General features: G+C 32.0%; 13 protein-coding genes and 1 pseudogene. 4 read left to right on the plus strand and 10 right to left on the minus strand.

Features of this window, described 5'->3' with window-relative positions:
* Window positions 1-116: 116 nt before the first annotated feature.
* Genes AB5Z52_RS14080 through AB5Z52_RS14090 form a run of 3 tightly spaced genes read right to left on the minus strand, consistent with a single transcriptional unit; the run spans window position 117 to window position 2,808 of the window.
* Window positions 117-524, minus strand: coding sequence for a PTS sugar transporter subunit IIA (locus tag AB5Z52_RS14080; RefSeq protein ID WP_002364112.1), 408 nt, complete (start codon window positions 522-524; stop codon window positions 117-119).
* A gap of 22 nt (window positions 525-546) precedes the next feature.
* Window positions 547-1,026, minus strand: a complete 480-nt coding sequence (locus tag AB5Z52_RS14085; RefSeq protein WP_002364114.1) for a PTS sugar transporter subunit IIB — start codon at window positions 1,024-1,026, stop codon at window positions 547-549.
* A 3-nt stretch (window positions 1,027-1,029) separates the two neighbouring features.
* Window positions 1,030-2,808 (minus strand): beta-galactosidase family protein, encoded by a 1,779-nt coding sequence (locus tag AB5Z52_RS14090; RefSeq protein WP_002364115.1) that lies wholly within the window; start codon window positions 2,806-2,808, stop codon window positions 1,030-1,032.
* A 142-nt stretch (window positions 2,809-2,950) separates the two neighbouring features.
* Between AB5Z52_RS14090 and AB5Z52_RS14095 the strand changes: the two genes are divergently transcribed.
* From AB5Z52_RS14095 to AB5Z52_RS14105, 3 genes are all read left to right on the plus strand, one after another.
* Complete coding sequence (locus tag AB5Z52_RS14095) at window positions 2,951-3,631, plus strand: GntR family transcriptional regulator (RefSeq protein ID WP_306301666.1); 681 nt, start codon at window positions 2,951-2,953, stop codon at window positions 3,629-3,631.
* 80 nt (window positions 3,632-3,711) lie between these two features.
* Window positions 3,712-4,824 carry an SPASM domain-containing protein gene (locus tag AB5Z52_RS14100; protein WP_137264875.1) on the plus strand — a complete coding sequence of 371 codons (1,113 nt, stop codon included), beginning with the start codon at window positions 3,712-3,714 and terminating at the stop codon, window positions 4,822-4,824.
* Window positions 4,821-5,597: a sulfite exporter TauE/SafE family protein gene (locus AB5Z52_RS14105; protein ID WP_002390209.1), complete on the plus strand. Its 777-nt coding sequence runs from the start codon at window positions 4,821-4,823 to the stop codon at window positions 5,595-5,597. The genes AB5Z52_RS14100 and AB5Z52_RS14105 overlap by 4 nt, the downstream gene beginning before the upstream one ends.
* A gap of 64 nt (window positions 5,598-5,661) precedes the next feature.
* Here the strand turns inward: AB5Z52_RS14105 and AB5Z52_RS14110 are convergent.
* The 5 genes and pseudogenes from AB5Z52_RS14110 to AB5Z52_RS14130 form a co-directional block, all read right to left on the minus strand.
* Window positions 5,662-5,792: pseudogene (locus AB5Z52_RS14110) on the minus strand (IS256 family transposase); the annotation flags it as partial.
* Window positions 5,793-6,358: 566 nt separating this feature from the next.
* Window positions 6,359-6,754: an aspartate 1-decarboxylase gene (panD, locus tag AB5Z52_RS14115; RefSeq protein WP_002297874.1), complete on the minus strand. Its 396-nt coding sequence runs from the start codon at window positions 6,752-6,754 to the stop codon at window positions 6,359-6,361.
* Between the two features lie 12 nt (window positions 6,755-6,766).
* Window positions 6,767-7,615, minus strand: a complete 849-nt coding sequence (panC, locus tag AB5Z52_RS14120) for a pantoate--beta-alanine ligase (RefSeq protein ID WP_002287875.1) — start codon at window positions 7,613-7,615, stop codon at window positions 6,767-6,769.
* A 14-nt stretch (window positions 7,616-7,629) separates the two neighbouring features.
* The gene (gene panB, locus AB5Z52_RS14125) at window positions 7,630-8,457 is read right to left on the minus strand and encodes a 3-methyl-2-oxobutanoate hydroxymethyltransferase (RefSeq protein ID WP_002287874.1); all 828 of its coding nucleotides are present in this window, start codon (window positions 8,455-8,457) and stop codon (window positions 7,630-7,632) included.
* A gap of 11 nt (window positions 8,458-8,468) precedes the next feature.
* Window positions 8,469-9,329 carry a Rossmann-like and DUF2520 domain-containing protein gene (locus AB5Z52_RS14130; protein ID WP_002349114.1) on the minus strand — a complete coding sequence of 287 codons (861 nt, stop codon included), beginning with the start codon at window positions 9,327-9,329 and terminating at the stop codon, window positions 8,469-8,471.
* A 240-nt stretch (window positions 9,330-9,569) separates the two neighbouring features.
* Between AB5Z52_RS14130 and AB5Z52_RS14135 the strand changes: the two genes are divergently transcribed.
* Entirely contained in the window at window positions 9,570-10,739 is a 1,170-nt protein-coding gene (locus AB5Z52_RS14135) for an IS256 family transposase (protein WP_137264872.1), read from the plus strand.
* Between the two features lie 324 nt (window positions 10,740-11,063).
* Here AB5Z52_RS14135 and AB5Z52_RS14140 read toward each other — a convergent pair whose 3' ends face one another.
* Window positions 11,064-12,383 (minus strand): HAMP domain-containing sensor histidine kinase, encoded by a 1,320-nt coding sequence (locus tag AB5Z52_RS14140; RefSeq protein WP_002297866.1) that lies wholly within the window; start codon window positions 12,381-12,383, stop codon window positions 11,064-11,066.
* A complete protein-coding gene (locus AB5Z52_RS14145) occupies window positions 12,380-13,033 on the minus strand; it encodes a response regulator transcription factor (protein ID WP_002285815.1) in 654 nt (217 codons plus the stop codon). The genes AB5Z52_RS14140 and AB5Z52_RS14145 overlap by 4 nt, the downstream gene beginning before the upstream one ends.
* Window positions 13,034-13,258: the final 225 nt, after the last annotated feature.

Below are 13,258 nucleotides of genomic sequence, written 5' to 3' on the forward strand. Positions count from 1 at the left end.
GAGACGGAATAAAAAATATAAATTCCGGTAAAATTTAGAGCAACAGATCATTTTTTTATCGGTATGAATTATTCAGGTATATTTGGATTTTTTTATATTCATAAATTCCTTCACATTCATTCATCTTCTAAATCTATTGGATTTGCTTCCAAATATTCATTTACATGTATAATATTTTCTCTTCCTTTATTTACCAAAGAACTATCTTCTCCTAAAAATTGATTATTAACAAAGCCTATAACCATTGGCATATTCATTCCTGCATATAGTTCTATTTCTTTTCCTTCTAAAATTAATTGAGAAACAACATTGCAAGGAGTGCCTCCCATTAGATCAGCCAGAACTGTAACTTTTTTCAAACCATTAATTGTTTTTTCGAAATTTACTCGAAAATCTTTTGCTGACTCTTCAGGTAATAACCCTACAGTATAAATATCTTTTTGTACTCCCATGATCATATCAACACTTCTCTTTAACTCTTCACAAAATCGTCCATGACTAATTAAAACTAAATGCCCCGCCATCTTTTCACCTCCTCGTATATTATTATTTATTTAACAGAGACATAAAGTCATCTGCTTTGTCACTTGGAACCATTTGCGCAATTAAATGGACACCTTTTTCATTTAATTGATTGAACGTTTCTACATCTTGATCGACAACATTAATTGATTTCGTAATTGATCGAGTCTCAGAAGTTTGTGACATATTTCCAACATTAATCTCTTTTATTGGAACGCCCAATTCTACCAATTTTAATAATCGATCAGGTTTTCGTGCAATAATCAGTAAACGTTGTGAATCATATTTTCCTGCTAAAATGTTTTGCGCCGCTTTTTCAATCGGCAAAATACTTAGTTTCACCCCTGCTGGGGTAGCCAATTTCAATCCGCTTTTTTCAATATCATTTTGAGCCACTTCATCATCCACAACCATAATTCGAGAAATATTCAATTTGGTTGTCCATAAATTGGCTACCTGTCCGTGAATTAAACGTCCATCAATTCTTACTCCAATAATACTCATTGTTCATCCCTCTTTCATTTCTTTATATAATGGTGCTTTTAATAAATTGATTTCTGGTTCATAGGTACCTTCTGTCTCAAAAATAACAATTTCATTCTTACCAACTTTTAGAAAGCCGCTAGAGATATACAGTGAAAGCGTTGGACCTACTTCCCAAAAACGACCTATATTGGTCTGATTAACAAAGACAATTCCTTTACCAAATTTCCTTAAATCAATAAAACAATCACCGATATCCTCTAAAAGAAACTCATATCGATAAAAACTTGGGTGTTGGGGCTGCCATCCTTTTGAATAATCCACAGTTTTACAATTTTCCAAAGGCAATGAATACTGTTGCCAATTTGTAATAAAATGTAAGTCTGCCATTACTCCCGTTCTAATTCCTTTTTTTTGCGTTTCCGCAAAGAGTTTATGTCCATAATTGACACGTCCCATATTTTCAATCAAAATATCCACTTGATTGATTTCTTCTGTCATACTAACTTGTATATCTTCACCTATTTCTGTTTGATATTGGGTAGCTTGTAATTCTTGATTCAAAAATAATTGGCTGCGATCTCTGCCATCAATTACCCGTAATCGTTCTTCCTCTGCATCCCTCTCTATCATTGTTCGGTAAAGTAGATAACCTGTATTTTGTCCCAACTCTTCCATTGTCTTTGGATACTTTGATTGAACCGGTTGACTAATGGTATCTAAAGTCGCGAAAAGACTTACCTTATTCGTCAAAGAAATCTTTTTCTTTTCAATCGTGGGTTTAATGACAGGATCTAGCTGCTTAATCTCTGGATAATTATCATGAATCATTTTCCGCAATGCATAATATTTTTCTGTTGGATTCCCCTGCTCATCTAATGGTGCACCATAATCATAGGAAGTAATTTGCGGTAAATCAATCACTCCTCTTGCTGAACAACCATTCATAAACCCAAAATTCGTTCCTCCATGAAACATATATAAATTAATGCTTCCTTGTTCTAATACCTCTTTTACCGCTTCAGCGAGTTCCTGTGGATCTCGTTGAATAATTGGTTCTTTCCAACGATTAAACCAACCATCCCAAAATTCCATACACATCAGTGGCCAATTTTTATCATATTCTTTAAAAAACTGCTTCATAGAGTTGAAGTTGTCTTTTGCTTTAGAACCAAAATTACCAGTAACCAAAATATCATCTTCAATCATGCTTCCCGCTCGTAAAGTAGCCCTCCACGGTCCATCTGAAGTGAAAAAAGGAACTGTCACTCCTCGCTTAATCATCAAATCTCTTATCGCACGCAAATATTCCTTTTCTTCCCCAAAAGATCCATACTCATTTTCAATTTGAATCATCAATATATTTCCCCCATTATTAAGTTGATGGGGAACAATCCTTTTCATCAAAACATCATAATAATCTGCTACATGCTCCAAATAAGCGATTTCATTCCTTCGGATATGAATCGGTTCACGGAGTAGCCATGACGGAAACCCTCCAAATTCCCATTCAGCACAAATATAAGGCGATGGCCGCACAATAGCATATAATCCTAAGTCTTGAGCGATTGTCAAAAATCTCTCTAAATCCAATATCCCTTCAAAATGAAACTCTCCTTTTTGAGGCTCATGTAAATTCCAAGGAACATATGTCTCTACTGTATTAAATCCTAGTGCTTTTAAATTGTACAAAGAATGTTCCCAATCACATGGGGGAATCCGAAAATAATGAATTGCACCAGATAGTATTTTAAATGTTTTTCCCTTTAATAAAAATTCTTCCTTTATTTCAAATGTAGTCATCTGTTACTTTTCACCTCAATATGTTAATATACTTAGTATATTAATACTTTTGTATTAAAAGTCAACAATTTTTTTTAAGTATGTTAATATAGATGCGAGTAATTTAAAGGGGGAGCTTATAATAAAACCGAAATATCTAGAAATCAAACAGAATCTAAAACAACAAATTGTAACCGGTCAATTTCATAATGGCGACCGATTCTATTCAGAATCAGAAATTATCAAAAAATATAATGTTAGTTCTATAACAGCAATTCGTGCGTTAAAAGAATTAGTTGCCGAGGGGTATATCGTACGTTATCAAGGAATAGGAACTTTCGTTTCACGTGCAAGAAAAGAAAAAATAGTAAAATTTTCTGATATAGAAATATTTTCATTTGACAATGATAAAACACACGTTCTTTCGATTAAACGCGAAAATAAAAAACAAATATTAGATACATTAAAATTATCAACTGATTCATATTATTATCAAATCGAACGAATTAGAGAAGCTAATGAAATACCTTATATCTATCATAAATCTTATTTGCCAGAACAATATATAAATTCTAATTATCCAGAAATTAATTATTACAATTCTATTTACAAACGTTTAAAATCAGACTACAACATTGATTTAAACGAAGAAAACTTTAGGGAAACAAACGAAATTTTATTTCCTGCTCCTAATAGTGTATGTAAACAACTAAAAATAAATGAATCTGAGCCTGTCGTTTTTCAAACCAAATTATCCTGCTTATCTGAAAATAATAAACCTATAGAATATGTTGAAAGTTATAAAAAATGGAATTTCTATAAGATTCAACTCCTATCTAATTAACTACTACTGAATTTGATTTTACTTTGTTCGTTATAGCAATTTTTCATAATTAAACTATATTAAAAAATGAGGTTCTTACTATGAAACATATTTCAGTATTGATCAAACCCGCATCTTCCCTCTGCAATCTTCGCTGCAGCTACTGCTTTTATGCCAATGTCAGTTCCTTGCGAGAAGTCCGCTCATTTGGCAAAATGAAAGAAGAAGTGACAGAGAAAATGATCGAAAATATTTATGCAGACTTAGAAGACGGCGATCAATTAACATTAGCGTTTCAAGGTGGAGAGCCAACGATGGCGGGCCTCAATTATTTTCGTACAGTGATCCGGTTAGTAGCGCAACAACAAAAACAAGTGCAGGTCCATTATGCGATTCAAACGAACGGAACTATCATCAATGAGAAATGGTGTGCTTTTTTGAAAGAACATGATTTTTTAATAGGCCTGTCCATCGATGGCCATCCACTTTATCATGATCTGAATCGGGTTGATCCGAAAGGAAGAGGAACTTTTCAGCGAGTGCTGCAAACAAAACAGCTGTTTGACTACTATGAGATCGACTACAATGTACTTTGTGTCTTGACCAATCCGTTGGCAAAAGAGGCTAAGAAAGTCTTTCGCTTTCTAAAAGAGCAACAAATTGATTTTGTCCAGTTTATTCCTTGTTTAGATGATCTAGATGCAAAAAAAAGAAATAGTTATGCTCTCACACCAAAACGTTTTGCAGGATTTTACCACCAGCTTTTGCAGTTATGGCTGCAAGAATTAGCGGAGGGGCATTATATAAGTATCAAGCTTTTTGATGATCTTTTGAATCTATTGATCAAGCGACAAGTCACTGCCTGCGGGATTTTAGGAAACTGTCAGGTACAATATGTCATTGAAGCAGATGGCAGTGTGTATCCTTGTGATTTTTATGTGCTGGATGAGTATCGCATGGGGTATATTCAAGAACAGACTTTACGTCAGTTATTTGAACAGGACATTGCAAAAACGTTTGTGTGTCAACGGCCCGAAATGCCAAAGAAATGTCTGAGTTGCCCGTTTCAAAAAATGTGTCGTGGCGGCTGCAAACGAATGAAAGATGCCATCTATGTAGATAACACAGGCTATTGTGGTTATCAGCAACTTTTGCAGGAATTTGTACCGCAGATTAATCGGATTTTAGGTTTGTTACAGGGGGTAAGTGTGTGATTGGGTTCATTTATTTTATAGTGATCGTGTTGGCGAATACGGTTGGTGCCGTTTCAGGCATGGGGGGCGGTGTTCTGATCAAACCCATTTTTGATTTTATCGGTGCCCATTCTGTTGCAGCCATCTCGTTTTATTCTACCGTAGCCGTGTTTACCATGTCGCTGGTTTCGACCGCAAGACAGTTGGCTAGTGGACGTAAAATCCATTGGCAAATCGTCCTTTGGGTTTCAGGCGGCGCCGTCTTAGGAGGCATCTTGGGCAATGTCGCTTTTGATCACCTGCTGCTTTTATTTCAGAATGAAGATGAGGTACAAATGATTCAGATCTTTTTGACCGTTGTGACACTGCTGTTTGCTTTCTTTTATACCAAATACGACTGGCCCGGATTCCAACTGAAAAATAACTTCTGGTATTGCTTCTGTGGCCTAGTCCTTGGTTTTCTAGCGAGTCTGCTGGGCATTGGCGGTGGACCGATCAATGTGTCCTTGCTGATGCTGATGTTTGCTTTACCCATCAAAGAAGCCACGGTCTATTCGATTTGTACGATTTTTTTCTCTCAATTGGCGAAAATCGTGACGATTGCTGGGACCACTGGATTTGGCCTCTATGACTTAAAGATTTTGTGGTTTGTGATTCCAGCCGCGATTGTTGGCGGTTTGTTAGGGGCAAAAGTCAGCACTGTCCTCTCACCACAAAAAGTGACGCTGGTCTTCCAGACAGTCATCTTCTTGGTGCTAATCATCAATCTTTATAACGGCTATCAATTACTATAAAAAACGAGTGTTATCAACCACTTATAGAAAACGATTAATTAGTAACTTTAGAAGTACTTTCTCATTAAGAAGCGCTCTTTTTTGTGACTTTTCTGAAACTAGAATAAATACTCTCAATTGCATTAGTAATATGCATGATTTTTCTAATAGCACTGCCTGTTCACCATGTGCAAAGTACCGTTTCCAGACATCTACTAACAAAATAGGCTCTTTGTCAATAAGGACTGATGAGTTGTGCAAAATCGGTTCTATAATATTTTGTGTTGGTGGAAAATCGAAGGCGATTTTCTACTAACACTTTTTCTTCGTTTCAACTCAAAAAGAGACTCACTTTTGGTAAAATTTAGTCGACCAAAACATCACCCTACCAAAGGAGTCGCTCTATGGATAATCATACTAGAAAATTACTCGGATTAACAGATAAACATTTATTTTTTGATGAAGAATGGCTGATTGAAAAAGATCCATAGTTCTCTTGGTTATAAAACACCAATTGAGGTACGCTATGCGGAGGTTGGCGTAGCGAACCCTTGATAATGAGCAAGAATCGGTTACCTTCTGTTCGAGCGGCTTATTTTATTCAAAGTGAGCACGCCGCTAAGAAAACCGATTTGAGGAGGCTCGTTGTCAAGGGCAACTGGATATGGTGTCATAAACAGACCTTATAATTTTTGTCTAGAAAAGTGTTGCCATTCCACCATTCCAGTAATCAATAAATATTTCAATAATAGTCTAGCTATATATAAATAACATTACAAAACCTAAAGAATTATATCTGATAACCTTCCATGTTTTTCATATGATGTTACTCTTTCAACTTTATTATTATCATCGACAAAAACAACCTTAGGTCTATGATCCTTAACCTCATTTTCATTTAATTCACAATATGCCATTAAAATTATTTTATCTCCAGTTGATACACATCTAGCTGCAGCTCCATTCAAGCAAATCATCCCTGTTCCTCTCTCTCCAGCTATTGTATAAGTTTCAAATCTATTTCCATTATTAACATCAACTATTTGTACTTTTTCATATTCATATATTCCTGCTGCTTCTAATAAATCCATATCAACAGTAATACTTCCTACATAATCTAACTCAGCTTGTTCAACTTTAGCTCTATGTATTTTTCCTTTTAACATTGTAACTTTCATTATTATAGCCCCCTATTGTAATTCAAATGTAAAATTATCTATTAATCTTGTTTTTCCTATAAATACTGCTATTGCAACTAAAACTGATTTTTCAATATAATTTACTCTTTGTAATGATAAAGAATCAACAACTTCTACATAATCAATCTTTGCCAAATTATAAGTATTTATATTTTTACTTATTATCTCAATTATTTTTAAGCTATCTCTCTCTCCATTATTTAAGGCTTCCTTAGCTAAAGTTAAAGATTTATTTAAAATAGTAGCTGAAGATCTTTCCTCTAAACTTAAGTATGTGTTTCTAGAACTTTTAGCTAGTCCATCCTCTTCCCTTATAATTGGACACCCTACAACGTCTATATCAATATTAAGGTCCCTAACCATTCTTTTAATTACAGCTAACTGTTGTGCATCCTTTTCTCCAAAATAAGCTCTATCTGCTGGTATTATGTTAAATAATTTACTTACAACAGTGCAAACCCCTCTAAAATGTATTGGCCTACTAGCTCCACATAAACCTTCTGTTAATCCAGTTATATTAACAAAAGTACTTGCATTGTCACAATACATCTCTTCAACTTCAGGATTAAATATTGCTGTTGCTCTACCTCTTGTGCATACTTCTATATCTCTTTCTAAGTCTCTTGGATAACTACCTAAATCTTCATTTTTCCCAAACTGAGTTGGATTTACAAAGATACTTACAACAACTTTATCATTTTCTTTTGATGCTTTTCTAATTAAACTTTCATGACCTTCATGTAAATATCCCATAGTAGGAACTAATCCTACCTTTAAGCCTTGTTTTTTCCACTCTTTTACTTGACTTCTAACATCATTTACTGTTTTAAATATAACCATATTTCTTGACCCTTTTAATATAATTTTTCTAAAACATCATCACTTATTTTAAACCCATGTTCTGGACCTGGAAAAACTCCATCTTTTACTTCCTCTATATATTTTGTAAATGCTTTATTCATCTCTTCTGATAAATTAGCATATTTCTTCACAAATTTAGGGGTAAAATCACTATACATCCCCAACATATCTTGATATACAAGAATTTGTCCATCACACCCTGCACCTGCTCCAATACCAATTGTAGGTATTGATATCTCTTTAGAAATTAACTCTGCAAGCTTAGTTGGAACACATTCTAACACTACAGCGAATGCTCCTGCTTTTTCTACAGCTTTAGCAGCTCTTATTAATTCTTTAGCAGCTTCCTTGTCCTTTCCTTGTACCTTAAATCCTCCAAATGCATTAACAGATTGAGGTGTTAAACCTATATGCGCCATAACAGGTATAGAAGCCTTTACTATAGCCTCTATTTTATCGCATACTTCTATCCCTCCTTCTAGTTTAACAACCTGAGCTCGTCCTTCTTTTATTAATCTTCCTGCATTAACTACTGAATCATATACTGAAGTTTGATAAGACATAAATGGCATATCTGCAACAACTAAAGTGTTCTTAGCTCCTCTTGTAACTGCTCTAGTATGATGAATCATGTCTTCCATTGTTACTGAAAGTGTATCTTCATGTCCTAGACATACCATACCAAGAGAATCTCCTACTAATATTCCATTTATCCCAGCTTCATCAATTATTTTTGCTGTTGAATAGTCATAAGCTGTAAGCATTGTTAATTTTTCATTTCTTAATTTAGATTCTTTAAATGTAACTGCTGTATTTTTCATCTATCTCTCTCCTAACTCTCTCCTAAATACTTTTCTAATTCACTATAATCTCTATTAATATTTTTTAACATAGCTATCTCTAATACATTTTTTGATAATAGCATATATAAAGCTCTGTCTTCATCTGATAAAACTTCACAGTGACCTTTAATTGTTGAAATATCACAACGTTCAACTGGCCCTGTCAAACTTTCTATAATTCCTTTTTCTTTTATATTTCTAATATTAAATTCAATTAATGGATATAAAGCTTCAATTGCCATTTTTTCAGTAAATCCACATTGAATTAGATATGTAACGCTTGTATTAATAAGTCCTAGCACAAGGTTACTAGATACTACTGATGCGGCATGATAAAGAGATTTATTCTCCTTAGATACTATTACAGTACTATTACCTAACTTTTTGAAGAAATCACATAAAAACTTTGCATATTTTTCATCGCCTTCAATTGTTATAAAAGATTTTTTTAATTTTTTGTATGAATTATATTTATCTGATATTGAAAACATAGGATGGACAGAATAACCATAAGCACCATAGTCCTGTATATTTGAAAAGATATCTGAAGATATTGCACCACTGCAATGGCAGATTAATTTGTTTTTGATTTGATAATTTTTAATTTCTTGCCATACCTCCTGAATTTGACCATCAGGAGTCGTAATGAAAATAGTATCATTTTCATCTACTAATTCTCTTAAGTTTAAATATTGTTTACTAGATGTAAAATTCGAAGCTGCTAATGACGAGTCTTCGCTTTTACTATAAAATCCTGTTACTTGTATTTTATGTTCCTGGAAATACTTCCCGAATGAACAACCTACCTTGCCGGCTCCAATAAAACCAACGTTCATAATTATCACCTCCATAAAGAAGTGAGACTACAAGTCCCATTCTTACGATATGAGCTTAAAAATAAAAATTAAATCAAATATACAGTATGGTTTTTTCAAATATCATCCATAGTTAATTTATCATAATATCCCATATTTTAAAATAAAAGATAGCGTAAAATATTTTGTGTAAATAGAAATTTAGGGTAGAAAAAAAAAAAGTCCATTCTGTAAAATTAAAGTTACCACACAGAAATTTTATAGGAGGACTTTCTCATGACTAAATTTACTATAGAAATTATGCAAACACTACTCAATAAAGGGGATTTAGATGAATTATTTCAGGATCATTTAGAGCGAGCGATTAATTCACTTCTACAAGCAGAGCTAACTGCTTTTTTAGATTACGAAAAATATGATCGAAATGGATTCAATTCAGGAAATTCCCGTAACGGGAATTATTCACGTACATTTAAAACAGAATATGGCGAGTTGAATTTAACTATTCCTAGAGATCGGAATGGCGAATTTTCTCAACAAACACTACCAGCATATAAGCGAACCAATGATTCATTAGAAACGACCATTATCCAATTATTTCAAAAAGGCATTACTATGGCTGAAATCTCCAAATTAATTGAAAAAATGTATGATCACCACTATACGCCACAAACAATCTCCAACATGAGTAAATTGGTGGCTGAAGATGTTTTAGCTTTTAAAGAAAGAACGTTAGAAGCCAATTATTCCGTTATATTTATGGATGCGACGCATATCCCTGTGAAGCGACAGACTGTTTCGAAGGAAGCAGTGTATATTACGATTGGTATTCGTTTGGATGGAACCAAAGAAGTTCTTGGGTTTACTATTGCCCCAACTGAGTCTGCTTATATTTGGAAAGAAGTTCTTCAAGATCTTAGAAAACGTGGGTTAGAAGAAGTTTTATTAGTCGTGACAGACGGATTAAGCGGTATTGAAGAAAGTATCCATAGTGTGTATCCGAATGCCCAATTTCAACAATGTTGTGTGCATGTATCTAGAAATATCGCTCATAAAGTTCGTGTTCGAGATCGAAAAGAAATTTGTGAGGATTTCAAATTGGTTTACCAAGCGAATTCAAAAGAAGAGGCATTGGATCACATCGACTTTATGATTAGGAAATGGAAAAAGCAGTATCCAAGAGTCGTCAATTTACTCTTGAATCCTGCCCTATTAACCTTTTATAATTTCCCTCACGCCATCAGACGAACAATTTATTCGACGAACCTGATTGAAGGCTTTAATAAGCAGCTAAAACGATATACTCGAAGAAAAGAACAATTCCCTAATGAAGAATCTCTAGAGAGATTCTTCATTTCTCAATTTAATCAATATAACCAAAAATTTTTAGGTAGAATTCACAAGGGATTTAAAGAAATTCAGGATACATTAGAGTCGATGATTTAACTGTAATTAACAGAATGGATTTTCCATTTACACATAATTCTTGACGCTACCATAATCTAAATAACCATCATATTCATCTACTACTTATATAATTGAGTTTTATTAAACTTTTTAAGTTTCTATTCTATCAAATATTTAAACAATCTCTGCATCCGAAAAGACTACCTCGTATAGTTTTACTAACAATATTTTTATTAGCGTGTTCAAATCCTGATTTCTTGTATCAATTATTTTCTGTTCACTTTCAATAAGAAAAAAGTCTTTACTTCCATGGCTAATAATAAGTCTCTATTTTTCAATAATTATTGCAAAATTATATCTTATTTAAGAAAATATTTTAATTTTAAAGATAAAAAATTCTTCATCCTGCAATACTTTATATTCTATATTGTAATTATTCAGAATATTACTTACAATATATAAACCTAATCCATTACTATTTTCCTTATTTAAATCAAATTTAACATCAAATATTTTATCCATATTCGAAATTTTATTGTTACCGTATGAATTCTCTATATATAACCAATCATTAACTATCCCAATATTAATTACCCCATTTACATCAGTATATTTTACCGCATTACTAATCAAATTAGATAGAATAATCTTTAAAGCTGTTTTTCCTATATAAACATTCTCGTCTAATATATAATTATTGACAGTTATTTTCTTTTGATTTGCTAATATTTCATACTTTTTTAATATGTCTTCTAATGTATCATTTATTTTCAAATATTCTTCATCATTATTCAAATTTTCTATAGAATGAACTGATAATATTTGAGAAATATTTTTTGTTAAACTATCAACGATTTCAATACATTCATTAATATAAATATCTCTTTCTTTATATTTTCCAATATTGTATTTCATGTTTTCCAGTATTATTTTAAGACTAGCAAGAGGGGTTTTAAGTTCATGGGATGCACCTTTAAAAAAGTCATATTTTAACTTTTCTAATTTTAAAATTTCTTTATTTTTAAATTCCAAATCGTCAATTGTTCTTAATAAAGTAGAATACAAATCATTAATTTGTTGTTTTAATTCTCCAACTTCATCATTAGAGCTAACTTTTAAACTCATTTTTTTATCAAGTTTCATCATTTTATCAGTAACAATTTTTATTTCTTGTATATTATTTTTTATTGATTTTGCATAAATTAAAGAAATAATAGCAGAAAATAAAATTGATATTAATAAAGAATATGGTAAAAATTTAAGGCTTAAATCTTTCGCATCTTTTTGCATATCAGCTGTAGAAACAAATTGTAGATTTGTTTTTTTACCATCATTAAGCTTTATTTCTCTTTCTTCAATTATCAAAGAATTACTATCACTTTCTAAATTAACATTTATATTATCTTTGATTTGTATTTCATTCTTATTATTTTTTTCTTTTATGAATACTTTTATTTCACTACTCTTGGAATAAAATTCCAAAGTTTGTTCTATATATTTTATTTCTTTTCCATTCATATTACTAGAAATTTCATTTGCCATATTATGAATCTTTTCTTTTCTCGTCTCCAAATATGTTTTAGGAAAGATAAAAAAAACTAATGAATGAACTAATATAATTATTATTCCAAGAACAGAAAATATTTGTATGAACATTTTTGGAAATATCTTTAATTTTTTCATTTTCTCTCCAATTTATATCCTACATTTCTTATAGTAGTTATACAGTCTAATTGTAATTTTTTTCTAAGTTCTTTTATATATACATCTATTACTCGATCATAAGGAGTTTCTTCGCTATCTTTCCATACATAATCAATAATTTGCATTCTTGTTAACACTTGTCCATTATTATCCAATAAACATTTTAATACTTCTAGTTCTTTTGCATTTACATCTATTTCTTCACCATTTATTTTAGCTGTATAGCTATTAAAATTAACCGATAGATCCTTATATTCAAACTTCTCTAAATGTCCATAATTCTTCTTAATTAAAGAATCTATTCTAGCTTTTAAGACCGGCAATGAAAATGGCTTTTCTACATATCCGTCTACTAAATTAGTAAATGCATCAATTTTATATTCTTCATCACTAAATGCAGTCAAGATTAGAATTGGTAAATTGCTTTTCTTTCTAATTTCTTTCAACACTTCTAAACCATTTATAAAAGGTATCTGAATGTCTAAGATAACCAAATTTATATCGCTATTAAATTTTGACAAGGCTTCTCTTCCATCTTTAGCTTGAATAACAGTATATCCAAATTCTGAAAGATATTCACTTATTCCCTCTCTTATCATATTATCATCTTCAACAGTTAATATTTTCATATATACCTCCACTTAAGCCTATACACTAGATATTATACAGCATATTATGGCTCTATAATATCTAGTGTTGGTGACACCTTCTGTTGCCAATACTTTTTCTTTTTTCTAATAAATGCAAACAGACACCTTGAAATCCTTTAGAATAAAGGGTTCTATAATATTTTGTGTTGGTGGAAAATCGAAGGCGATTTTCTACTAACACTTTTTCTTCGTTTCAACTCAAAA

Source organism: Enterococcus sp. RTP21361st1_A6_RTP21361_211029 (genome assembly GCF_040910045.1).
In the GTDB taxonomy this organism is placed as follows: Bacteria; Bacillota; Bacilli; order Lactobacillales; family Enterococcaceae; genus Enterococcus_D; species Enterococcus_D gallinarum.

What these genes read in the sequence shown, in the direction of transcription:
- AB5Z52_RS14080 (WP_002364112.1), bottom strand. Translation starts at nt 524, where the DNA reads ATGGCGGGGCATTTAGTTTTAATTAGTCATGGACGATTTTGTGAAGAG.
- AB5Z52_RS14085 (WP_002364114.1), bottom strand. Translation starts at nt 1,026, where the DNA reads ATGAGTATTATTGGAGTAAGAATTGATGGACGTTTAATTCACGGACAG.
- AB5Z52_RS14090 (WP_002364115.1), bottom strand. Translation starts at nt 2,808, where the DNA reads ATGACTACATTTGAAATAAAGGAAGAATTTTTATTAAAGGGAAAAACA.
- AB5Z52_RS14100 (WP_137264875.1), top strand. Translation starts at nt 3,712, where the DNA reads ATGAAACATATTTCAGTATTGATCAAACCCGCATCTTCCCTCTGCAAT.
- panD (WP_002297874.1), bottom strand. Translation starts at nt 6,754, where the DNA reads ATGAAAGTTACAATGTTAAAAGGAAAAATACATAGAGCTAAAGTTGAA.
- panC (WP_002287875.1), bottom strand. Translation starts at nt 7,615, where the DNA reads ATGGTTATATTTAAAACAGTAAATGATGTTAGAAGTCAAGTAAAAGAG.
- panB (WP_002287874.1), bottom strand. Translation starts at nt 8,457, where the DNA reads ATGAAAAATACAGCAGTTACATTTAAAGAATCTAAATTAAGAAATGAA.
- AB5Z52_RS14130 (WP_002349114.1), bottom strand. Translation starts at nt 9,329, where the DNA reads ATGGAGGTGATAATTATGAACGTTGGTTTTATTGGAGCCGGCAAGGTA.
- AB5Z52_RS14135 (WP_137264872.1), top strand. Translation starts at nt 9,570, where the DNA reads ATGACTAAATTTACTATAGAAATTATGCAAACACTACTCAATAAAGGG.
- AB5Z52_RS14140 (WP_002297866.1), bottom strand. Translation starts at nt 12,383, where the DNA reads ATGAAAAAATTAAAGATATTTCCAAAAATGTTCATACAAATATTTTCT.
- AB5Z52_RS14145 (WP_002285815.1), bottom strand. Translation starts at nt 13,033, where the DNA reads ATGAAAATATTAACTGTTGAAGATGATAATATGATAAGAGAGGGAATA.